Consider the following 22425-nt stretch of genomic DNA (forward strand, 5'->3'; position numbering starts at 1 on the left):
ATCATTCCTCCCGCACCGGCGCCAGCACTTCGCGACCGCCGGTGGCATTCATGGGTGACACGAGCCCGGACTTTTCCATCTGCTCGATCAGGCGCGCGGCGCGGTTGTAGCCGATGCGCAGGTGACGCTGCACCAGCGAAATCGACGGCCGGCGCGTCTTGACGACCACTTCGACCGCCTGATCGTACAAAGGGTCCGCTTCGCCGCCGGCACCGCCCCCCGCGCCTTCGAGCTGCAGCTCGCCGCCGTCGTCATCGGTCGCTCCGGTCAGCAGGCCTTCGATGTAATCCGGCGCGCCGGTGCTCTTCAGGTGATCGACCACCTTGTGCACCTCGCCGTCGGCGACGAAGGCGCCATGCACACGCGTCGGCAGCCCGGTACCGGGCGCGAGGTAGAGCATGTCGCCCTGGCCGAGCAGCGCCTCGGCACCCATCTGGTCGAGGATGGTGCGCGAATCGATCTTGCTCGACACCTGGAAGGCGATGCGGGTCGGAATGTTTGCCTTGATCAGGCCGGTGATCACATCGACGCTCGGCCGCTGTGTCGCAAGTATCAGATGAATGCCGGCCGCGCGCGCCTTCTGTGCCAGCCGGGCGATCAGTTCCTCGATCTTCTTGCCGGCCACCATCATCAGGTCGGCCAGTTCGTCGATGACGACGACGATCATCGGCATGGTCTGCAGCGGTTCCGGCGTGTCCGGCGTGATCGAGAACGGATTGTTCAGCGCCATGCCGGCCTTTTCGGCTTCGATCAGCCGGGCGTTGAAGCCGGCCAGATTGCGCACGCCGAGCGTCGACATCAGCTTGTAGCGACGGTCCATCTCGCCGACGCACCAGTTGAGTGCGTTTGCGGCATGGCGCATGTCGGTCACGACTGGCGCCAGCAGATGCGGAATGCCTTCGTAAACAGACAGTTCCAGCATTTTCGGGTCGATCATGATGAGCCGTACGCGACTCGGATCGGCCTTGTAGAGCAAGGACAGGATCATCGCATTGATCGCCACCGACTTGCCCGAGCCGGTCGTGCCGGCGACCAGCACATGCGGCATGCGTGCCAGATCGGCCACCACGGGCAGGCCGCCGATGTCCTTGCCGAGCGCCATCGTCAGCGGGCTCGCCATGTCGTGATAGGCGACCGAACCGAGGATTTCCGACAGCCGCACGATCTGCCGGCGTGCGTTCGGGATTTCCAGCCCCATGCAGCTCTTGCCCGGAATCGTTTCGACCACGCGGATGCTGGTGACCGACAGCGCGCGCGCCAGATCCTTCACCAGGCCGACGATCTGGCTGCCCTTGACGCCGGTCGCCGGCTCGATTTCGTAGCGTGTGACGACCGGGCCCGGATAGGCGGCCAGCACCTTCACCTCGACGTTGAAATCGGCCAGCTTGCGTTCGATCTGGCGCGAAATGAGTTCCAGCGTTTCCGGACTGGGCGGTTCGATGTCCGGCTTCGCTTCGTCAAGCAGGGCGAGCGGCGGCAGCGATCCGGGCAAGTTGGCGAACAGTGTCTGCTGGCGCTCCTGATTGACCCGTTCCGACTGCTGCACCTCGACTTCGGGCACTTCGATGCGGATCGGTTCACGCCGGCGCGACGGCTTGCGTCGCTCGGCTTCGACCACCGCCTCGCGCTGTTCCGCCACCTGCTGGCCGACCCGGCGGTCGCGCCAGGTGGTGAAGGCGCGCACGCTGCCGAACCACACCAGTTCCAGCGCCCTGCCGACCGCTTCGGCCGCACCGAGCCAGGTGACGCCGGTCATGCCGCTCAGCCCGACGCCGAGCGACACCAGCAGCAACAAGGTGCTGCCGGTGAAGCCGAATCCGCTGCTCAGCAGTTGACCGAGTTCGTTGCCCAGCATGCCGCCCGGCCCGACCGGCAGATCGGCCGACAGGCTGTGAAAGCGCACGGCTTCGAGCGCGCTGCTCGACAGCAGCACCAGCAGGAAACCGCCGAGCGCGACGTAGAGCGGGCGGCGATCGAGCCGACGCTCGCTCGCGCGCGACAGCCAGACGCAGCCGCCGATCAACAGGGCCACCCACCACCAGGCCGACAGCCCGAACAGGAATAGCGCCAGATCGGCCAGCCAGGCACCGAAACGACCGGCCGGGTTGGACAGCCCTTCGGACGCGGCGGCGTGTGACCAGCCCGGATCGGCGCGGTCGTAACCGCCCAGCGCCATGACGAGATAGAGCGCAAGTGCCGCAAGGACGAGCCAGCGGGCCTCGTGCAGCACGGCAGCGATGCGTTCGGGAAGGGGAAGTTGCTGAGCGTCTTTCGCCACAGGGGAGATGGCGCGGGGCCGGGGTGAAAACAGGCCCGATTATAAGACGCGGGCCGCATCAGCGGCCCGTGTCGGAAAGCGGCAACCTGGAAGCGTCAAACCGTTTCGAGGCGTTCGCGCAGGTGGATCTTGCCGTTGGCTTCTTCGATCAGGCCCTGCAGGTGCAGGTCCTTCATGACGCGCGACACCATCTCGCGCGACGCGCCGATCATCTTGGCGATGTCCTGCTTGGAAATCTTGCGGTTCACGACCTTCTGGCCATCCACCTCGTCAGCCATTTCGAGCAGCAGGCGCGCCACGCGACCATACACGTCCATCAGTGCGAGGCTTTCGATCTTGCGGTCGGCGGTGCGCAGGCGCGCCACCAGATTGCGCATGATGAACATCGACACGTCGAAGTTCTCCTGCAGCACGCGCTTGAAGTCGCTCTTGGCAATGACGATCAGGTCGCTCGGCACAACCGATACCACGGTGGCTGAACGCGGATTGTCATCCAGCACGCCCATTTCGCCGAACAACTCGCCCGGGCCGAGCATCGACAGGATGACTTCTCGGCCCTCCTCGTCACTCACCAGCACCTTCAGGCTGCCGGACAGGATGAGGTAGACGAAGTCAGTCTTGTCGCCGGCGCGGACCACGATGGAACCACGCGGCACGCGCCGCATGTTGGATACCTTGGCGACCGGGTCGAGCGAGCTGTCGGGCAGCCCGCTGAACATCGAAAACGTGCGCAAAGCCGTAACTGAAACGGGGTGAGCCGTTACCATCTCAAGACCTCCTGATGCGAGCATGCCTGACAGGAACAGGCTGCGCCGCTTTGAATGGATCGTCGCGCCTGTGGTCATTCTCCGGGCCACAGCGTCGTCGCCGGAGAGGGGGTTGAGCCACAAACACTGATGCGGCCCTGATTATAGGGACTTTTCCACACTGGAAACAAATTGCCCCAATATCTGTCTTGTTTATCGGGCGGATGACACAAGAACTTGAGAGCGATGGTGCGCGGGCGCGATCGCTATAATCCGTCGCTCAGGCGCCCCGTCAATTCCGGAGCGCCCGGGTTCGTCGGGCGTCCACGGTTTCCGGGCGCAGTCAGTTCTCGAGCTTCGTCGTTCTTCCACCTCACCGGAATCAAGTCATGGCTTCACGGCACTCGCGTCTTCTCATTCTGGGCTCCGGCCCCGCCGGCTACACCGCTGCGGTCTACGCCGCGCGCGCCAATCTCAAACCCGTGCTGATCACCGGCATGGCCCAGGGCGGCCAGCTGATGACCACGACCGATGTCGACAACTGGCCGGCCGATGCCGAAGGCGTGCAGGGCCCGGACCTGATGGCGCGTTTCCAGCGCCACGCCGAACGCTTCGAAACCGAACTGCTGTTCGACCACATCCACACCGCCCACCTGACCGAAAAGCCGATCCGGCTGGTCGGCGACAACGGCGAGTACACCTGTGACGCACTGATCATCGCGACCGGCGCCAGCGCCAAATACCTCGGTCTGCCGTCGGAAGAGAAGTTCGCCGGAAAGGGCGTGTCGGCCTGCGCGACCTGCGACGGCTTCTTCTACCGCAACCAGGATGTCGCGGTCATAGGCGGCGGCAACACCGCGGTCGAAGAGGCGCTGTACCTGTCCAACATCGCACGCCACGTGACCGTGGTGCACCGTCGCGACAAGTTCAAGTCCGAGAAAATCCTGCAGGACAAGCTGTTCGACAAGCAGAAGCAGGGCAAGGTGACGATCCGCTGGCACAGCACGCTGGACGAGGTGCTGGGCGACAAGACCGGCGTGACCGGCATGCGCGTCAAATCGACACTCGACGGCGCGACCGAAGACGTACAGCTGTCCGGCGTGTTCATCGCGATCGGCCACCAGCCGAACACCTCGCTGTTCGAAGGCCAGCTCGACATGGAAGGCGGCTACATCGTCACCAAGGCCGGGCGTCAGGGCGATTTCACGGCCACCAGCATCGCCGGCGTATTCGCTGCCGGCGACGTGCAGGACCACATCTACCGTCAGGCGGTCACCAGCGCCGGCACCGGCTGCATGGCTGCGCTCGATGCCGAGCGCTACCTTGACAGCATCGGTCTGGCCTGATTCCGGTTGGACATGACGCGCGATGTCTTCGAACAAGAGGCGGCGCCACCCGGCGCCGGCGCTGCCCGACGCTGAAGACATCGCGCTGTTCAGACAGGCGGTGGAAGGCGTGCATCGTCTGTACACCGACCGCATCCTGCTCGAAACCCCGCCGCCGCGCGCCTGGCCGGTGCAGCGTGAAGCGGACGACCGGTCGGTGCTGGCCGAATCGATACGCGGGCCGCTATCGACCGATCTGCGTCTGGAAGGCGGCGAAGAGCCGTCATTCCTGCGCGCCGGCCTGGGCAAGCAGGTGCTGCGCGACCTGCGACGCGGCCGCTGGGTGTCGCAGGGGCAGATCGACCTGCACGGCGCCACGCGCGATGCCGCGCACGATCTGGTGGTCGGTTTCATGCACGACGCGCACCGGCGCGGCCTGCGCTGCGTGCGGGTCATTCACGGCAAGGGACTGGGTTCGCCCGGTCGGGAGCCGGTACTGAAAGGATTGGTGCTGGGCTGGCTGATGCACCGCCAGGAGGTGCTTGCCTTTTGTCAGGCCCGACCGCACGAAGGCGGCGCGGGGGCCCTGATGGTGCTGCTCAAACCGATGTCCGGCCAGTAGTTCCGGGGTGCCCCGGAAACCGGGCGGGCCGTCAGATGGCTTCTTCGCCCGACTCGCCGGTACGGATGCGGATGACCTGCTCGACCGACATGACGAAAATCTTGCCGTCACCGATCTTGCCGGTGCGGGCGGCCTTGATGATGGCCTCGACTGCGCGGTCGACGGTCTCGTCGGCCACGATGACCTCAATCTTGATCTTGGGCAGGAAATCGACAACGTACTCGGCGCCCCGGTACAGCTCGGTATGGCCCTTCTGCCGGCCGAAACCCTTCACCTCGGTCACCGTCAGGCCGGTCACGCCCACTTCGGACAACCCTTCGCGGACTTCGTCGAGCTTGAATGGCTTGATGACGGCTTCGATTTTTTTCATGGTGCTTTCTCCTCGCTAAGGCCGCGAAGTATAAAGGCTTCAGGCCTCACTGACAGCGCCGTTAACCGGGCATCGTCAGCGCGTCGCGGGGAGGTTCAGCATGAAGGGCATGGTATTCACGGAATTCATCGACATGGTCGAGGCACGTTACTCGCCCGAATTGATGGACGAAGTCATCGAGGCGGCTGCGCCGCCGAATGGCGGCGCCTACACCGCAGTGGGTCAATACGACCATCATGAACTGGTAAAGATGGTGGTCGAACTGTCGGCACGCACCGGCAAGACCGTGCCAGAGCTCGTGCGCACCTTCGGCGAATACCTGTTCGGCCGCTTCCACAAGGGCTACGGCCACCTGTTCGAAGGCATGGAAGACTCCTTCCACATGCTGTCGAGCATCGAATCCATCATCCACCCCGAAGTGCGCAAGCTCTACCCGGACGCACGGCCACCGCGCTTCGACATCGGCGGCGACGGCATCAACACGCTGGAAATGACCTACCGCTCGGACCGCCACTTCGGCGACCTCGCGGAAGGCTTGATCACCGCCTGCATCGCGCACTTCAACGAGAACATCGGCATCCGCCGCGAAGACATTTCGGATGCCCCCGGCAGCGTCATCCGCTTCACGCTCACCCGCAGCACGGCATGAGCGACCCGGGCAACGCGACGCCGGACGACAGGCAGATCGCGCTGTACGAGCGCAGACTGGCGCGCGAACGCGCGGCCCGGCACGCGGCGGAAAAACTGCTGGAAGACAAGGCGCGCGAGCTGTTCGACAGCAACGAGGCGCTGCGCGCCCTCGCCGCCTCTCTTGAATCGCAGGTCATCGAACGGACTGCCAGGCTGTCCGAAGCGCTGGCGCAGGCCGAACAGGCCGACCGCGCGAAGTCCGATTTCCTCGCCACGATGAGCCACGAAATCCGCACGCCGATGAATGGCGTGATCGGCATGGCCCAGTTGCTGGCGGCGTCCGACCTGGATGCGGATCAGACACAGTACGTCGACACCCTTCTCGAGTGCGGTGATTCGCTGCTCGGCCTGATCAGCGACATCCTCGATTTCAGCAAGATCGAGGCGGGCCGCCTGGAGCTGGACATCCACGCCAGCACGCTGTCCGACCTGCACGACAGCGTGCTGTCGATCACCCGGCCGCAGGCGCGGGCGAAGTCGCTGTCACTTGAACTCGACTCGGCGGTCGCACCGGACACCCACGCCATGATCGACGCGGGCCGGCTGCGTCAGGTGCTGGTCAATCTGGTCGGCAACGCCATCAAGTTCACTGCCGCCGGATCGGTCGTGCTGCGCGTGCGGCCGGCACCGATGGCGGACGGCACACCGGGCGTTGAATGGGCCGTCATCGACACCGGTATCGGCATCGCGGACGACAAGCGCGCCCGGCTGTTCCGCCCGTTCTCCCAGGTCGACACCTCCACCACCCGCCACTTCGGCGGCACCGGCCTCGGGCTGGCGATCAGCCAGCGCCTGGTGCAGGCCATGGGCGGCCTGATCGTCGTCGACAGCACGCCCGGCGCGGGCAGTACCTTCAGCTTCGTGCTGCCACTCACCGAAGCCGGCGCCAGCAGCCCGCCGGCAGCCGTGACGGTTGACGCAGCGCCACGCCTGCCGGCCGATCTGCGTGTGCTGGTGGCCGACGACAATCTGGTCAACCGCCTGCTGGTGCAGCGGCTGCTGCAGCGTCTCGGGGTCGAACCCGATCTCGCGAACGACGGCGCCGAAGCACTCAGACTGTGGTCGGAACGTGGCTACGATGTGATCCTGATGGACATGAGCATGCCGGTGATGGACGGCCTCGAAGCGACGCGCGCGATCCGCTGCGGCCCGGGGCACCAGCCGCAGATCATCGCACTCACCGCGAATGCCTTCGAAACCGACCGGCGCCATTGCCTGGACGCCGGCATGGACGACTTTCTCGCCAAGCCGATCAACTTTGCGCATTTGATGGAAAAGCTGAAGGCATTGTCACCGAGCGCACGGCGCAGCGCTCCTTGATCCCGCGCACCGCGCGGCACAGGCGCACCCACGCATCACGAAATCATCACGTTTCGTACCTAGACTCCGTTGCACATCCTTCCGGAGCCGTCGCATGAGTGCCATGTCGCGATATGTGGTGGTTCCCCATGTGCGACCGTGGTGTCTCTCGCTCGTGCTGATCGCTTTCGCCGGTGCGGCGCAAGGTGTCGAAATGCAGCGCGCGCCGGCAGCCGATGCGACCCTGTTCGGCGACGAGCCGGGTCTGGCCAACGGTTCCGGTTCCCATCTGTTCATCGGTGCCACGGCGGCCGGTTTTTCAAGACGCGCCCTGGTGCGCTTCGACCTCTCCGAAATTCCGCCTGGATCGACCGTCCGGTCTGCTTCACTGCGTGTGGTGATCGACCGCATCGCAAATGGCGCGCCCGCCGACAGTGTTGCGAGCCTGCACCGGGCGCTCGCCTCATGGGGTGAGGGCGCTTCGGGTTCCGGCGGCGGTGGCAACGGCGGCGGCGAGGTTGCCGTACCGGGCGACGTCACCTGGACGCAGCGCTACCATGCGGCTGCCCCGCCCCAGAGCTGGAGCACACCGGGTGGCGACTTTGCGGTGGAAAGCGCATCGATTCCGATGGTTTCGACCGGCGCCTTCGTCTGGGCAGGCACGCCGGAAATGCTGGCCGACATTCAGGGATGGGTGAATGATCCTGCGTCGAACCACGGCTGGTTGATCCGCGGTTCCGAAGCGACGACGCGCTCCGCCAAGCGCATGGTCAGTCGGGAAGGCGGGGTGAATGTGCCGCTGCTGACCCTCGAGTATGATCCGCCGGTTGCCGAGTCGGGTGATGTGCCGCTTCCCGCCTGGGCCCTGGGCGCACTGGCTGCTTCACTGCTTGGCGCTGCGGTCAGGCCACGACTGCGCAAACGTGAATCGGAAACTTTGAAACCGTGACGGAAGGCAAGCCCGCAGATGACACGGTCGGCACCATGGCGTTCTGGCGGGTCGGCCTGTTCGCGCTGATTTTCGCCGCGCTGCAGTGGGGCTGGTCGGTGCAGCAGGACAGCGCGCTGTTCCGGCTCTGGGTCGAGGATCTCAATGTGCGCGCCGCCGTCGTGCTGATCGCCGCCGTTCAGCCGGACAGCGGCGCCGCGGCGGCCGGACCGCGCGTGCAGGCACCGGGTGGCGGCATCAATGTGCTGCAGGGTTGCGACGGTGCAGAGTTGCTGTGGCTGATGACTGCCGCCTTCGCCGTGGCGCCGCTCGCCTGGCGCTGGCGACTGGGTGGCTGGCTGGCCGGACTGCTGCTCGTGTGGCTGCTCAACGTCACACGCATCACGGCGCTGTTCTTCGCCTGGCGCAGTGATCCGCACTGGTTCGACTGGCTGCACAACTACATCGGGCCCATCGTGCTGGTGGCGCTGCTGGCGCTGTATTTCCAGTGGATCATGCACCGCGCGCCCGTTGCCGAACCTGAACCGGACATCGGCTACCGATGAATCCGGGCCGTCTCGCGCTGCGCTTCGTCGCAGCGCTGTGCCTCATCGGCGCGCTCGTGCTGTGGCAGGGCGAGGCACTGATGCAACATCTGCTGCCCTCGATCGCGCTGACGATGGACCTCATCGATCGTCATCACAACGTGCTGTCTCTCGACATCACGAAAACCGGCGCCGACACGGTGATCCGCCTCGAAGCCGGCATCCGTCAGCTGATCCTGACCGGCACCCATGTGACCTACGCCGACCCGCGCGCCCGCGCCGTCATCACCACGCCGCTGGCGACCTTCTGGCTCGCACCGACGCTGTTCATTGCCCTGCTCGCCGCCTGGCCGGCACAGCGCACCGCCGAATGGCTACTGCGCGCGCTGTGCGCCCTGCCCGCCCTGGCCCTGCTGCTCGCGCTCGACGCCCCCTTCGTGCTCGACGCACTGCTGTGGGCACTGCATCGCGACGCGCACGACCCGGGCGGCAGTTCGCCGATTCTGGCCTGGTCAGCCTTCCTGAAATCGGGCGGACGATTCGTGCTGGCTGGACTGTTGGCGGTGATGCTTTTGGGATTGACGAGGCGCGTCACGTCGCGAAGCGCCTGCGGCACGGAGCGCGAACGCGCCACTGGCGCGCCATGACCGAATGGACTGACGTAAATGACTGTCCATGAAATTTTCGTTACACCGCCGGCGCCATTCCATGCACATGGATGGAATCAACTAGCATCATTCCCGAAGCATTCGCGTACCAAATGCGGACGTCGTGATCGGCGAAATCACGTCATATCGCCCTCATCTTTTTGGCCCTGACTTCAACGGCCGGTCGTTCTCCATGCGACATGCGGTCGAACACAGTGGTTCGATGCAACAAGGACGCCCGGCATCCATCGGGATGAACGGGGAAATGACAAAAATGGCAATCCAGACCCTGCGTCGTGCGTGTGCCGCCTTGCGCACATCGCTTGCATCCATGTGCGTACTGCATGCGGCGCTGTTCAGCCTTCCTGCACAAGCCGCCACCCCGGGCGAAGGGGTGGCCGAGCCGGACACGGCGCCCAGCGCCCAGACGCTGGACTTCGCGCCGCTGACCGACCGCGCGCGGGTGCTGCCGGCCTTCAACCTAAGCGCCACCGCCTCGTCCGGGCTGGCGGCGACTTTCGAAAGCAGCACACCTGCGGTGTGTTCAGTGTCGGGCAACACGGTCACGACGTTCCGCGTCGGGCGCTGCTCGATCACGGCGACTCAGGCGGGCGACGACGACTTCCTGCCGGTGAGCGTGACGCGCAGTTTCGAGGTGACGGCGGCGCTGGCGGCGGGCGGCGGGCATTCGCTGGAAATCCGGGCGGACGGAACGCTGCATGGCTGGGGCGCCAATGCCTCGGGTCAGCTCGGCGACGGCAGCACCATGACTCGCCCGACACCGGTTCCGGTGAGCCTGCCCGCCGGCGTGACCGCTCTCGCCGTCGCGGCTGGCGGCGGCCACAGCCTGGCCCTGGGTTCGGATGGCGAGCTCTATGCGTGGGGCGACAACAGCCGTGGCCAGATCGGTGACGGGAGCACGCTACAGCGCACGGCACCCGTACAGGTGAGCCTGCCGGCTGGCGTATCTGCCCTCGCCATCGCAGCCGGCAATGGCCACAGTCTGGCCATGGGCTCGGATGGCACGCTGTACGCATGGGGGAACAACGACTCCGGGCAGCTTGGCGACGGCAGCACCCAACAGCGCCCGACACCGGTACAGGTAAGCCTGCCGGTCGGGGTGAGCGCACTCAGCGTTTCGGCGGGTCGAGCCCACAGCCTGGCCACGGGCTCGGACGGCAGGCTGTATGCGTGGGGGAGCAACAGCTTCCGCCAGATCAGCGACGGCAGCCTTGCCTCGCTGCGCGCGACACCTGTTCAGGTGAGGCTGAGTACCGGAGTATCTGCGCTCAGCGTCACCGCTGGCGACGATCACAGTCTGGCGGTGGGCTCGGATGGCAACCTCTACGCATGGGGAAGCAATTCCGACGGCCAGCGTGGCGACGGCAGTACCTTTCCGCCGGGGAGACCGGTGCAGGTGAGCCTGCCCGCTGGCGTGTCTGCGCGCAGCCTCGCCGCGGGCGCCACCCACAGCCTTGCGATGGGTTCGGACGGCATGTTGTACGCCTGGGGCGGCAATTCGGACGGCCAGCTCGGCGACGGCAGCTACACCGGGCGCGCCACACGCCTGCAGGTGAGTCTGCCCGCCGGCGTGTCTGCGCTCGGTGTTGCCGCGGGCGGTGTCCACACGCTTGCGATGGGCTCGAACGGCACGCTGTACGCGTGGGGCGGCAACGAGTACGGTCAGCTCGGCGACGGCAGCGCTGCATTTCGGACACCACCGGTGCGGGTGAGCCTGCCGGCCGGCGTGTCTGCGCTCGACATCGCAGCCAGCGGCGACCACAGCCTGGCTCTGGCCTCGGATGGCACGCTCTACGCGTGGGGCGGGAACGCCGTCGGCCAGCTGGGCGACGGCAGCACCTCGGATCGCACGACACCGGTGGCGGTGAGCCTGCCGGCGGGCGTGTCCGCGCTCGGCGTCGCAGCCGGCGCATCCCACAGCCTGGTCGCCGCCTCGGACGGCCGATTGTATGCATGGGGGGAAAACAGGTATGGCGAGCTGGGCGACGGCAGCACCTTGCAGCGCACGACGCCGGTTCAGGTGAGTCTGCCCGCCGCGGTGTCTGCACTTTCCGTCGCAGCCGGCACCTTCCACAGTCTGGCCCGGGGGTCGGATGGCACGCTCTACGCATGGGGAAACAACTACTACGGCCAGCTTGGCGACGGAAGCACCCTCCAGCGCACGGCGCCGGTGTCGGTGAATCTGCCGCCCGGGGTAAGTACGCTCAGGGTCACCGCGGGCCGAATCCACACCCTGGCTCAGGGCTCGGATGGCAAGCTGTATGCGTGGGGGAACAACCTCTACTACCAGCTCGGCGACGGCAGCTTCACGGATCGCCCGACACCTCTACCGGTCGTTTTCCCCACCGGCGTGTCCGCACTCGGCGTCGCAGCCGGCCACTACCACAACCTGGCTCGGGGCTCGGATGGCAAGCTCTATGCGTGGGGCGACAACGGCTCCGGCCAGTTGGGCAACGGCAGCACCGCGTACAGCAGGACACCGATGCTCGTGAGCCTGCCAGCCGGCGTGTCCGCGCTCAGCGTCGCAGCCGGCGATTACCACAGTCTGGCCCTCGGATCCGATGGCAAGCTCTATGCATGGGGACGCAACTACTACGGCCAGCTCGGCGGCGGCAGCATCACACTGCGCACGACGCCCGAACCGGTGAGCCTGCCCGCCGGGGTGTCCGTGGTCAGACTTGCCGCGGGCTTCGACCACAGCCTCGCCGTGGGATCGGATGGCCAGGTGTTCGCGTGGGGACGCAATGCCGACGGCCAACTCGGCAATGGTGTGCTTCGCAACAGCGCCGTACCGCTGTCGGTCAATAGCGCGCAGACGATCAGCTTCGCAGCGCTGCCCGATCTTCCGTTGTCAGCAGCCACCATCGCCGTGAGCGCCAGCGCCAGTTCCGGCCTGCCGGTGCGCTTCGATTCATGGACCCGCCTCGTGTGCACGGTGAGCGGAAGTACCGTGACGCTGCTGCGCACCGGCATCTGCGTGGTGTCGGCCGATCAGGACGGCGACGAGAGCCGGGCGCGTGCCGATACGGTGACCCAGTCCTTCACCGTCACCGGCACGGCGCAGACCATCAGTTTCGCGCCGCTGGGCAATACCTGGCTGGGTGAAGCGTCGCCGGCGCTGGTGCTGTCCGCCAGCTCGGCACTGCCGGTCACACTGGTGTCGAACACGCCCGGCGTGTGCGCGGTGGAAGGCAGCGGGCTCACGCTCCTCATGATCGGTACCTGCCAGCTCACAGCCAGCCAGCCGGGCAATGCCAGCTTCGAGCCGGCCGCACCGGTCAGCCGCAGTTTCACGGTGTCGGCTGCGCGCAGCACGCAGAGCGTGAGCTTCACCGCCTTGCCCGCGCTGGCAGTGGGCGCCAGCGGCGCACTGATCGCCAGCGCCAGCAGTGGCCTCGTCGTAGGCTTCGACAGCCTCACCCCGGACATCTGCGCGATCAGCGGCAGCTCGCTGACCGCGGTGAGTACCGGCCTCTGTACGGTGTCGGCCACTCAGTCTGGCAACGCGAGCTTCCGGCCGGCGAACAGCGTGACACAGAGCTTGCAGATCGGTGGCAGCCAGGGCGAAGACGGCGACGTGCCCTTGCCCGGCTGGGCACTGGCCGCCCTGGGTATGGCCCTGGCCCGCGCCGCGATGCAGCGCAGATCGCGGAAGAACGGCGATTGATGGGATGTCGCAGGCGCTGAGCGGTCTAGCGAGCGCGCACTGACCAAAGGATGTCCGGGGTCGCACTGGCAAGCGTGACTGAAATCTTTGGTCCATAAAATGGATGCCGGAAGAACAGCACAGGCACGCGATTGATGGCACTCGGCTCAACATGCAGCGTGATGTCACCCAGGCTTCGCCTGTCGTGGCCGGTTGCCGTGTCCGGAATGCTTCTGGTGTTTGCCGCCGCAACAGCCGACGCCGCTCCGCGCCACGTCGACGCCGACGTGGCCGCGGCGCTTGAACGCGGCGAGGCGCCGCGGGTGATCGTCGAGTTGATCGACGACGACAGCGTGCGGATGTCGAGCACGGTGCAGCGGCGGCGCGACACGATGAAGGCGGCTGTGATCGCCGCGCTGCCGGCGGACCGTGTCAGCGTGCGCCGCCGCTACAGCACGATGCCCCTGCTGGCACTCACGCTGAAGCATGCCGATGCGCTGCGCGCACTGCGGAGCGACGACCGGATCGCCGCTGTATATATGGACAAGCAACGCAAGGCGATCGGCGCGCAGGCGCTGCCGCTGATCGGCCAGCCGGCGGCAGTCAGTGCGGGGTATCCGGGCGCGGGCACGGCGGTGGCGGTGCTCGATACCGGTGTCGATTACACACTGGCGCCGTTCGGCGCCTGCACGGCGGTCGGCGTGCCCGCCGGCACGTGCAGGGTGGTCGCGGCATACGAAGCGGCGGTCGAAGACAATGCGCGCGATGCCGATGGCCACGGCAGCAAGGTTGCGATGACGGCGCTGGCGGTCGCGCCTCAATCTTCCATCGTTGCCATCGACGTGTTCGAGCCCGAAGGCGCCTTCGATTCCGACGTCATCGAGGGCATGGACTGGGCGATTTCGCAGCGCGCGACCTACAACATCGCTGCGCTGAACCTCAGTCTGGGCGACACCCAGCAAAACGCCAGCGCCTGCACGCTGACGCCCTACGTCGCCGCCGTGCGCCGGGCACGCAACGCCGGGCTGGTGGTGGTGATCGCCGCCGGCAACGACAGCTACACGAGCGGTGTTGCCGAACCAGCCTGCGTCGCCAACGCCGTAGCGGTCGGCGCCACCTACGACGCCAACGTCGGCCAGCGCGCCTTCGGCAGCTGCACCGACAGCACGACCGCGGCGGACAAGGTGACCTGTTATTCCAACAGCGGCGAGCCGCTCGACCTTTTCGCGCCGGGCTCGGTACTCACCCTGAGCGGCAACACGCTGGACGGCACGTCTTTCGCCGCGCCCATGGTGGCGGGCGCGGTGGCCGTGCTGAAACAGCGCTTCCCGCTCGACACGCCGGCCCAGCTCGAAAGCCGGCTCACGCTGGGCGGAACCATGATCACCGATGCGCGCAACGGCCTGCAGCGCCCGCGTCTGGCCGTGGGCGCCGCGGTGGCCGGCGTCGGCACCGAAAGCAATGACGCCTTCGCCGCCGCCCGCGCACTGAGCGGCACGGCCGACAGCAACAGCGGCAGCAACACCCTGGCCAGCAGCGAACCGGGCGAGCCGGCGCACGATGGTACCGCCGCCACGCGCTCGCTGTGGTGGACCTGGACCGCGCCGGCATCCGGCGTGCTCACGCTTGACACGAACGGCAGCAGTTTCGACACCATGCTTGCGGTCTATACCGGCAGCGCGCTCGCCTCGCTCACGCTGCAGGCGAGCGACGACGACAGCGGCGACGGATCGCAGAGCAGGCTGGAGCTCATCATCGCAGCCGGCACGACCTACCGCATCGCGGTCGATGGCTTCGCAGCCGCCACCGGCAGCATCGTGCTCAACCTCGCTTTCGACGAACGCGCGGAACAGACCATCGTGTTCCCGTCGCCGGGCGATGTGTGGCTGGACCAGGGCAGTGTCGCGCTGGAAGCGCTCGCCAGTTCCGGCCTCACGGTGACTTACGCGTCGATCACACCGGCTACCTGCAGCGTGAGCGGAAGCACCGCCACACTGATCGCCGCCGGCACCTGCAGCATCGTTGCCAGTCAGGCCGGCAACGGCGACTGGTTCGCCGCCCCTTCGGTCACCCTGGGCTTCACCATCAAACCGGCGCGCGGCACTCAGACCATCACCTTCCCGACTTCCGCCACCACCGCCCTCGACGCCGGTCCAGTCGCGCTCGCCGCCAGCGCCTGTTCCGGGCTTGCCGTGAGCTATACCAGCCTGACACCGACCGTGTGCAGCACCGCCGGCAATCTGGCCAGACTGCTCGCCACCGGCACCTGCACCGTGCAGGCCAGCCAGTCCGGCAACGACGTGTGGCTCGCCGCCATACCCGTCAGCGCGAGCTTCGTGGTCACCGCTGCGACCGCCAGCACTCCGAACGACGGCGATGTGCCACTGCCGGCGTGGGCGTTGGTCGGGCTGGCCGCGGCGCTGGCGGGGAGTGTCTGGCGGCGCGGTCGTTGAGCACTCGGGGCAGGCGCACGCCGCTCAAGCGCGCAAGCCTGCGCGGCACAACCCGATTGACCCCGGCGATCCGGCAGCCATCAAGGTGACGGGTCACCTCCAGGCTTCAGGCGAAGTCATCCGGTGCGAACATTCCGGACGCGTGCGGCAAGTGCGGAGCAGGACGACGCGGCGAAAACGCCGCTGTTGCCGTACCGTCCTCGTCATCCCACCGCAGACCGAAAAACATGAACGGGATGGATCGCATACGGTTGATCACCTCGACCAGCCGGATGCCGTTCGGCTTTGCCTTCACGGACTGCACCAGGCGCCGTGTCGTGCTGAGTGCCAAGCCATGCAGCTCGGCGATCAGCGCCACCGGCATGCCCTGTGCAATGCACATGGCCACCTTCGCTTCCGCTCTCGTCAGGTCAAAAGCGCTGGCCAGGATGCTCGAGTCTGTCTGAAGATCGCCTTTCAGTTCATGCACCACCGCCAGCAGCACCGGACACGAAATGAAAGCCGACGTCTCCTTATCCTGCAACAGCATCAGCGTCATGCCCGCGACACGCAACCCAGCCGGCCGCGCGATACCGACATGTTCGCTGGCAGCGAACGTGGGAGGAGATCCGGCCGACAATCGCGCAGCGTCCGCCTCACGATAAAGCCTGTCGGCCAATGCTCGCAAGGCCCGGTCGTCCTCTGCGTGTGCGAGCGCAACGCGACCTTCACGCTCTGATAACGCTGAACCAGACGACATCAGCGAGCGTGCGGGCCGGTTTGCAAAAAGCACCCTGCACTCGCCATCCAGCAGAACGATCGGCGAACCGCGGTGCTGCATCACGAGTTCAGCAGCCGCATGCTGGCGTCCGAGCCGCGCGTGCAACTGCGCAAACGCGTAGGCCTTTGCGATGTGAAAGGAAAGAAGGTCGCAGGCCAGGACGTCATCTCCTGCCAGCGGCCCCAGTTCTGCGCGCCGTGTGACCAACAGACTGACGGCGGTGTCACCGCTCGCAATCAGTTTGATGCCACTGACCCAGCGTCCTTCATCGGGCGGCAGAAATGCCTTGTAGAGGGGCTCGCTGCAAACGACTGCATCGACGACCCGTTCAGGACAGTGAACCCAGCATCCCGGGCTCGTTGTGTGCAGACGCGTCAGCAGCGGATCACCCTGGCGGACTCGTCTTTTGAACGCACGCCGCGCCTCGGGCGGCACGTCGCCAACTTCGGCATGGAACACAAGCTCACGCCGTGACACCTCGATTTCGCATAGCGCAACCGTGTGGCCTCGTACCACGCGCTTCACCTCTGACAGCGCGTACGCCCAGGTCGCCTCCGAACTTCCGGTCGCGGCGCGATAAAGCTGCTCGATGACCGCATGCAGTTCGGCTCCCTGCTCCATGACACCTCCCGACGCCCCATCACCTCGTACCCGCTCGCATCACCGCGCATACATCGACGCCGGCGCAGCCGGTGGCTGGCCTGCTTGGTGCCGCCACTATGGTCGGAGCTCAATTTCCGATGCCGAACGCAAGCCCTGCTCTGCTCAGGCGCCTCCGCGGGGTGCGGTGCGCATACGCCGCGCGCCCGGGTTCGGGCCGAGCGCAACCGCACGAGCGTGCGCTGCGGCCTCGTTGGTCGGCCGGCGCGGGCGGTGTGCCGTCTCGCCGTCGCACCGCATGCCGAGGAACATCAAGGGCAATGAAAGCACACGGCTCACCACCTCGCTCTGACGAGTGCAGCCCATTTTCGCGAGCATGGACTTCACCTGGCTGCGTATCGTGCTCACCGCCTTGCAGCGGCGCTCCGCGATCTGTTCCACCGACAGGCCCAGCGTGATCGCAATGGCGATCCGCGCTTCCGCCCGCGTAAGTCCGAAGGCACTGGCCACGACCGCCGGATCGGGCGCCGACGCGCCATGCAGCACATGGGCCACCGCGAGCAAGGAAGGCTTGAAACCGAAAGCGCCTATCGTGCGCTCGGGCAGCAGCGAACTGAGCATCATGCCGAGCACGCGGCTCCGCTCGGGCTGCGCCACACCTTCGTGGCCGCTCACCGCCAGCGGCAGATAGGCACTGGCCGGAAAGCGGTCGTCACCCGCCTGGCCGTACAGCGACTTCGCCACCGCGAGTAAGGCCCGGTCGTTGTCCGCATGCCGCAAGGCCAGACGGCCGTCCAGCGCGTACAGCGCGCCACCGCCAGACAAAAGCGAGCCCGCACTGCGGTTTGAAAATCTGACCTGGCATCCGCCATCGAGCAGGAACACCGGCACGCTGAGCTGATGCAGCGCGGCCGACGCAACGCCCGGGCCATCGTCCGGCGGCACGCGCTGCTGATTGAGGCGATACGCCTTGGTGACATGCCAGGCAAGCCGTTCGCACAGCACGAACGCGTCGCCCACCAGCGGCCCCTGATCCAGCCGCCGTGTCACCGCGAAGATCACCGCCACATCCCCGTCTTGCATCAGCTTGATGCCGCTACTCCAGCGTCCGCCATAGGGCAGCAGGAACTCCTGATAGAAGGGGTCGGCTGCGACGAATGCGTCGTCGAACACCTCATGACAATGCGCCCATCGCCCAACTGCCGTAGGCAGCAAACGCGCCAACCGCGGATCGATCATGTGATAGCTGCGTGTGTAATCAAGCAGCGCCTCCGGCGGCGCATCGCCCGCCTCGGCATGAAACAGCAGCGCGCGCCGCGAAACGTCCATGGCCAGCAGCACCACCGCATGCGCTTTGAGTAAGCACTGCACTCCCGCCAGCGCCTGCGCCCAGCTCACGCCGGCCAAGCCGGCGCCTGCCTCATAAAGCCGCGCAACAACCTCGTCCAGCTCCGAGCCCTGTTCCATGACACCTCCGAACGACGCATCGACCACGCAAGGCCGCGCCGCATGGTGGCGGGAACGATGCTTACATGATGTTACATGCGGTCGGGGTATGTGTATCTCATCGGGATGGGGGAGACGATGGGTTGCGTAGCTTGGGTTGGGTACGACGGTGGGGACTTACCCAATATGGGGGATGAATTGGTTGTGGTCGAAGTCTAGATTTCTTCACGAGAGGTAATCGACATGCCGTTAAAAAGTGGAGAGGTTTCGAATTTCAGCCGGCGAAATGCGGAGTGTTTGAAGACATGCTCCGAACGTGCAGCGCGCAATATGCAGTGCCTGACTATTCTAGAAGAGCAAGCATGAATGAATCGGAAAAAATATGGATTGCGCGCATACCAGGCCTTAAGCGTCTGTAGGGCGTTACACACGGGGAGAGTAGTTTAAAAATCTTATGGGGAAAAATATGCCTTTAGTTCTCACGATCGACCAAGCGCTTGTCGCCACGTTGAAAAACACCCCTTCAAATCAACAAAAAACGCTTGGAACCCAACCACATTTTTCTGACTATCAAGTACAGCCACTGGCTACATCATTAAGAGCCGACATTGAGTACGCAATGGCGGTTCGAAAGGACTTCAGAGATCTTAGCGCATCGGAATTCAACTTTTCACAAGAAATTATTGCAGGGCAATCACAAACCGAAGAGCTAAACTATCAGGTTAAAGCAGCCAAATGCGCAGTAAATGCCACGACAAATGAGTTGAATTCAATTAGACAAAAAAAAGAACACGAACAGAGTCGACGTGATAAGTATCAAGCGTTAAACAACAGCCATTACGATGGCAGTACATCAGAACAAATAATTAATTTAAAAAAGGACATCACCACCCTCCAATATTATGGCGGAACAAACGAGGACCATCACGCAACGTTAAGAGAGCGAGGCAGAAGAGTTGCAGATATGACAGAAAAGGTAGAGAAAACTTATCAACACCGTATAACTGTTGAATCTGCAATCTTGAGAAACACATACGAAAGCGAAGCAGAAACAATCGGCCACACATATCTCGCCGCGGTAGAGCGTGTGAAAGAAAAAGAAAACCAATTTAATTCATTAGAAAGAAAATTGTTATTGAACGAGGAACTCCTGTTAAGAAAAAAGTCCGCCGGACAAGCAGGCGGGGCTTTCGACTACGCCAGAAGAATTTCGTCAACGTTGACAAAGTATCATCATATAAAGCAATTAATTATAAATAAATCAATCGCCATAAATAACGGACTAGATAGAGTGTTGTCACCCGAATTTTCCGCCACTCGACCTTCAACATTGCCAGAAAACATTGATTTAAATACAATTGAATTTCTTGACGCCATCGATATTTGGTCAATTGAAGTCAATACTTTTCTCGAGACATTATCTCACTCAGAAAGAAATGACGATCACGTGGCAATAATTGCAATAAAAGACAAAAACACAAATCTTGCAATCGAAGTTTTGAAGGAAAACAATTCGTACCTTCGTGGAATAAGTGCTTGGGTGATCGAGGACAATGAGACTCTTTTAAGAGCAGCCATCCAATCGCCCTCTCAAGTTACCGAAAAAATTGAGGCAATAAAACATTCATCCCACGCCCAAAGAACGATTTTCGGAATTCAAAGCCTTTTTAATCACAACCCGAATGGAAAATGGAATATTTCAATTGAAAAAATACACCAGCCAAAAGCAGCACTGACCCACGTCGTCCTGTATTTTCATTGCGTCCGTTATTCCTAATTTCTGAGCCAAGTGTGAAAGTAAGCCATGCACGATTCACCTTCCCATATTTCAGAAAATCAACAGACTGAGCTTATATACAGTATTCACGAGCAGGACTTTATTCATGGCAAACCCGAAAATAAAGCCTTTTCGCCGACTGAATACTTAAACCCAATACGAGATGCAACAGAAATAGCAAGCCATCTTTTTGGCATTTTTGAAGCCGGCAATTCAAAAGAAAAAATTGCTCCTACCATCGGCCTGTTCACAAAGGCGCTGCAATTACAGCAAGCAAACTATGATATGAGGATAATTGCAACAGGACTATGCAATTTTTCTTCGATTTACGATCTTACTTCAATTGTTAAATATACCTCGATGACAAATCCAACGAAGTTCGCCGCTCTTTCTACGCTGCACATCGCATCAAGCACGTTATCAACAATATCGACCGCCGTTTCAGCCAACGAGAGTGATAATATAAATCGCCAGTGCACCCCAGAACTGTTGTCATTCCTCGGTTCGGCTTTTGGAACAGCATCTCTGTGCACGATCGGACCGCCAGCATGCATTTTTGCGGGCACATTACTCGCCCTTGACACAATAAAGCTTTATGGATGCGTAGTTGAAAATTATTAACAGTTCAAGTTAGATTGAAATCTGAATGCAACATTAGAAATCTCGATACCCGCTCGTAATCGGATACCGCCAATCCTTCCCGAACCCCCGTTCCGTCACCCTCACACCTGGCGGCGCCTGCCGCCGCTTGTATTCATTGCGTTTCAGCAACCCGATCACCCGCTTCACATCCGCTTCGGCAAAACCCTGCGCGATGATTTCGCGCGGTGATTCGTCGCGTTCCATGTAGGCCTGGATGATGGCGTCGAGCGTTTCGTAGCTGGGCAGGCTGTCCTGGTCGGTCTGGTCGGGGCGCAGTTCGGCGGACGGGGCGCGGGTCAGGATGTTGTCGGGGATGTCGGGGCGCTGGCTGTTACGCCACGCGCACAGGCGATAGACGAAGGTCTTGTAGATGTCCTTGATCACGGCGAATCCACCGGCCAGGTCGCCGTACAGCGTGGAATAGCCGACCGCCATTTCGCTCTTGTTGCCGGTGGTGAGCACGATGGCGCCGGTCTTGTTGGAGAGCGCCATCAGCATGACCATGCGCGCGCGAGCCTGCACGTTTTCTTCGGTGGTGTCGGCCGCGGCGTCGCCGAACAGCGGCTTCAACATCTGCTCGAAGGTGGCCATGGCCGGGGCGATCGACACTTCGTCGTAGCGCACGCCGAGATTGCGCACCAGTGCGCGCGAGTCGTCGAGGCTCATCTGTGCGGTGTAGGGCGACGGCATCATGACCGCACGGACGTTTTCGGCGCCAATGGCATCGACGGCGATGCACAGCGTCAGCGCCGAATCGACGCCGCCGGACAGGCCGATCAGCGCCTGCTTGAAGCCGTTCTTGCCGAGGTAGTCGCGCACGCCGAGCACCAGCGTTTCATAACAGTCCTGCTCGACCGGGGTGACCGGCGGCAACGGCTGGGCGACGATGTCGCCGTCGCTGAATTCGACCGTGGCGAAGTGTTCGCGGCAATGTGGCGCACACCAGGCGAGGCGGCCGAGCCGGTCGAGCGCGAACGAGGCGCCGTCGAACACCAGTTCGTCCTGACCACCGACCAGATTGCAGTACACCGCGGGCATGCCCGTCGCGACCACGCGTTCGGCCAGCACCTGTTCGCGCGTGACCGGCTTGTCGACGTGGTAGGGCGAGGCGTTGAGCACGGCCAGCAGCTGGGCACCCGCGGCCGCCGCGGCCTCCGGCGCGCCGGCTTCCCAAACGTCGGCGCAGATATTCACGCCGACCTTCACGCCGGCAACTTCGACCACCAGCGGGGCCGTGCCTTCGTCGAAATAGCGCTGTTCGTCGAACACTTCGTAATTGGGCAGGCGCTGCTTGAAATAGGTCGCTTCGACGCGGCCGCCGCGCACGACACTGGCGGCGTTGTACAGGCGGTCGCCCGTCGCATGCGGGTGACCGACCAGCAGCGCAAGGCCGGCTGGCGCTTCGGCCGCCAGACGCGCCAGCGCGGCGGCACAGCCGCGGATGAAGTCCGGCCGCAGCAGCAGGTCTTCCGGCGGATAGCCGCACAGGGCCAGTTCGGGTGTCAGCAGCAGCTGGGCGCCCTGCTCCACCGCGCGCTGCGCGGCGTCGAGAATCAGGCGGACGTTGTGGTCGAGGTCGCCGACCACGCAGTTGATCTGCGCAACCGCAATGCGGAGGGTGCTCATGGCC

General features: G+C 63.9%; 17 protein-coding genes. 11 read left to right on the forward strand and 6 right to left on the reverse strand.

Features of this window, described 5'->3' with window-relative positions; genetic code table 11:
* Position 1: 1 nt before the first annotated feature.
* Positions 2-2230, reverse strand: coding sequence for a DNA translocase FtsK (locus tag NMQ16_RS07570; RefSeq protein WP_373566767.1), 2229 nt, complete (start codon positions 2228-2230; stop codon positions 2-4).
* Positions 2231-2373: 143 nt separating this feature from the next.
* The gene (locus NMQ16_RS07580) at positions 2374-2997 is read right to left on the reverse strand and encodes a Crp/Fnr family transcriptional regulator (protein ID WP_257079929.1); all 624 of its coding nucleotides are present in this window, start codon (positions 2995-2997) and stop codon (positions 2374-2376) included.
* 416 nt (positions 2998-3413) lie between these two features.
* On the opposite strand from NMQ16_RS07580, the gene trxB reads away from it, so the two are divergent.
* Positions 3414-4370 (forward strand): thioredoxin-disulfide reductase, encoded by a 957-nt coding sequence (gene trxB / locus NMQ16_RS07585; protein WP_257079930.1) that lies wholly within the window; start codon positions 3414-3416, stop codon positions 4368-4370.
* Positions 4371-4392: 22 nt separating this feature from the next.
* Positions 4393-4971, forward strand: coding sequence for a Smr/MutS family protein (locus NMQ16_RS07590; RefSeq protein ID WP_069039829.1), 579 nt, complete (start codon positions 4393-4395; stop codon positions 4969-4971).
* A 31-nt stretch (positions 4972-5002) separates the two neighbouring features.
* On the opposite strand, the gene NMQ16_RS07595 is transcribed toward NMQ16_RS07590, so the two are convergent.
* The gene (locus tag NMQ16_RS07595; RefSeq protein ID WP_069039828.1) at positions 5003-5341 is read right to left on the reverse strand and encodes a P-II family nitrogen regulator; all 339 of its coding nucleotides are present in this window, start codon (positions 5339-5341) and stop codon (positions 5003-5005) included.
* 100 nt (positions 5342-5441) lie between these two features.
* On the opposite strand from NMQ16_RS07595, the gene NMQ16_RS07600 reads away from it, so the two are divergent.
* The 7 genes from NMQ16_RS07600 to NMQ16_RS07630 all read left to right on the forward strand — a co-directional run bounded on the left by NMQ16_RS07600 (position 5442) and on the right by NMQ16_RS07630 (position 15570).
* The gene (locus NMQ16_RS07600) at positions 5442-5990 is read left to right on the forward strand and encodes a heme NO-binding domain-containing protein (RefSeq protein WP_257079931.1); all 549 of its coding nucleotides are present in this window, start codon (positions 5442-5444) and stop codon (positions 5988-5990) included.
* Positions 5987-7351, forward strand: a complete 1365-nt coding sequence (locus NMQ16_RS07605) for an ATP-binding protein (RefSeq protein ID WP_257079932.1) — start codon at positions 5987-5989, stop codon at positions 7349-7351. Before NMQ16_RS07600 ends, NMQ16_RS07605 begins: the two co-directional genes overlap by 4 nt.
* 94 nt (positions 7352-7445) lie before the next feature.
* Complete coding sequence (locus tag NMQ16_RS07610) at positions 7446-8279, forward strand: DNRLRE domain-containing protein (protein ID WP_257079933.1); 834 nt, start codon at positions 7446-7448, stop codon at positions 8277-8279.
* Positions 8276-8824: an exosortase/archaeosortase family protein gene (locus NMQ16_RS07615; RefSeq protein WP_257079934.1), complete on the forward strand. Its 549-nt coding sequence runs from the start codon at positions 8276-8278 to the stop codon at positions 8822-8824. The genes NMQ16_RS07610 and NMQ16_RS07615 overlap by 4 nt, the downstream gene beginning before the upstream one ends.
* Positions 8821-9450, forward strand: a complete 630-nt coding sequence (locus NMQ16_RS07620; RefSeq protein WP_257079935.1) for a hypothetical protein — start codon at positions 8821-8823, stop codon at positions 9448-9450. Before NMQ16_RS07615 ends, NMQ16_RS07620 begins: the two co-directional genes overlap by 4 nt.
* Positions 9451-9724: 274 nt before the next feature.
* Positions 9725-13138, forward strand: coding sequence for a hypothetical protein (locus tag NMQ16_RS07625; RefSeq protein WP_257079936.1), 3414 nt, complete (start codon positions 9725-9727; stop codon positions 13136-13138).
* Positions 13139-13299: 161 nt separating this feature from the next.
* Positions 13300-15570 carry a S8 family serine peptidase gene (locus tag NMQ16_RS07630; RefSeq protein ID WP_257079937.1) on the forward strand — a complete coding sequence of 757 codons (2271 nt, stop codon included), beginning with the start codon at positions 13300-13302 and terminating at the stop codon, positions 15568-15570.
* 106 nt (positions 15571-15676) lie between these two features.
* Here the strand turns inward: NMQ16_RS07630 and NMQ16_RS07635 are convergent, their stop codons facing one another.
* Both NMQ16_RS07635 and NMQ16_RS07640 read right to left on the reverse strand, forming a co-directional pair.
* On the reverse strand, positions 15677-16951 hold the full coding sequence (locus NMQ16_RS07635; protein ID WP_257079938.1) for a helix-turn-helix transcriptional regulator: 1275 nt from the start codon (positions 16949-16951) through the stop codon (positions 15677-15679).
* Between the two features lie 144 nt (positions 16952-17095).
* Positions 17096-18397: a hypothetical protein gene (locus NMQ16_RS07640; RefSeq protein ID WP_257079939.1), complete on the reverse strand. Its 1302-nt coding sequence runs from the start codon at positions 18395-18397 to the stop codon at positions 17096-17098.
* A 445-nt stretch (positions 18398-18842) separates the two neighbouring features.
* On the opposite strand from NMQ16_RS07640, the gene NMQ16_RS07645 reads away from it, so the two are divergent.
* Both NMQ16_RS07645 and NMQ16_RS07650 read left to right on the forward strand, forming a co-directional pair.
* Positions 18843-20153, forward strand: coding sequence for a hypothetical protein (locus NMQ16_RS07645; RefSeq protein ID WP_257079940.1), 1311 nt, complete (start codon positions 18843-18845; stop codon positions 20151-20153).
* Positions 20154-20180: 27 nt separating this feature from the next.
* Complete coding sequence (locus NMQ16_RS07650) at positions 20181-20774, forward strand: hypothetical protein (RefSeq protein ID WP_257079941.1); 594 nt, start codon at positions 20181-20183, stop codon at positions 20772-20774.
* Between the two features lie 33 nt (positions 20775-20807).
* Here NMQ16_RS07650 and NMQ16_RS07655 read toward each other — a convergent pair whose 3' ends face one another.
* Positions 20808-22421, reverse strand: coding sequence for an NAD+ synthase (locus NMQ16_RS07655; protein WP_257079942.1), 1614 nt, complete (start codon positions 22419-22421; stop codon positions 20808-20810).
* Positions 22422-22425: the final 4 nt, after the last annotated feature.

The sequence above is a fragment of the Methyloversatilis sp. XJ19-49 genome (genome assembly GCF_024580145.1).
In the GTDB taxonomy this organism is placed as follows: domain Bacteria; phylum Pseudomonadota; class Gammaproteobacteria; order Burkholderiales; family Rhodocyclaceae; genus Methyloversatilis.

What these genes read in the sequence shown, in the direction of transcription:
- NMQ16_RS07580 (WP_257079929.1), bottom strand. Translation starts at nt 2,997, where the DNA reads ATGTTCAGCGGGCTGCCCGACAGCTCGCTCGACCCGGTCGCCAAGGTA.
- trxB (WP_257079930.1), top strand. Translation starts at nt 3,414, where the DNA reads ATGGCTTCACGGCACTCGCGTCTTCTCATTCTGGGCTCCGGCCCCGCC.
- NMQ16_RS07590 (WP_069039829.1), top strand. Translation starts at nt 4,393, where the DNA reads ATGTCTTCGAACAAGAGGCGGCGCCACCCGGCGCCGGCGCTGCCCGAC.
- NMQ16_RS07595 (WP_069039828.1), bottom strand. Translation starts at nt 5,341, where the DNA reads ATGAAAAAAATCGAAGCCGTCATCAAGCCATTCAAGCTCGACGAAGTC.
- NMQ16_RS07600 (WP_257079931.1), top strand. Translation starts at nt 5,442, where the DNA reads ATGAAGGGCATGGTATTCACGGAATTCATCGACATGGTCGAGGCACGT.
- NMQ16_RS07605 (WP_257079932.1), top strand. Translation starts at nt 5,987, where the DNA reads ATGAGCGACCCGGGCAACGCGACGCCGGACGACAGGCAGATCGCGCTG.
- NMQ16_RS07610 (WP_257079933.1), top strand. Translation starts at nt 7,446, where the DNA reads ATGAGTGCCATGTCGCGATATGTGGTGGTTCCCCATGTGCGACCGTGG.
- NMQ16_RS07620 (WP_257079935.1), top strand. Translation starts at nt 8,821, where the DNA reads ATGAATCCGGGCCGTCTCGCGCTGCGCTTCGTCGCAGCGCTGTGCCTC.
- NMQ16_RS07625 (WP_257079936.1), top strand. Translation starts at nt 9,725, where the DNA reads ATGGCAATCCAGACCCTGCGTCGTGCGTGTGCCGCCTTGCGCACATCG.
- NMQ16_RS07630 (WP_257079937.1), top strand. Translation starts at nt 13,300, where the DNA reads ATGTCACCCAGGCTTCGCCTGTCGTGGCCGGTTGCCGTGTCCGGAATG.
- NMQ16_RS07635 (WP_257079938.1), bottom strand. Translation starts at nt 16,951, where the DNA reads ATGGAGCAGGGAGCCGAACTGCATGCGGTCATCGAGCAGCTTTATCGC.
- NMQ16_RS07640 (WP_257079939.1), bottom strand. Translation starts at nt 18,397, where the DNA reads ATGGAACAGGGCTCGGAGCTGGACGAGGTTGTTGCGCGGCTTTATGAG.
- NMQ16_RS07645 (WP_257079940.1), top strand. Translation starts at nt 18,843, where the DNA reads ATGCCTTTAGTTCTCACGATCGACCAAGCGCTTGTCGCCACGTTGAAA.
- NMQ16_RS07650 (WP_257079941.1), top strand. Translation starts at nt 20,181, where the DNA reads ATGCACGATTCACCTTCCCATATTTCAGAAAATCAACAGACTGAGCTT.
- NMQ16_RS07655 (WP_257079942.1), bottom strand. Translation starts at nt 22,421, where the DNA reads ATGAGCACCCTCCGCATTGCGGTTGCGCAGATCAACTGCGTGGTCGGC.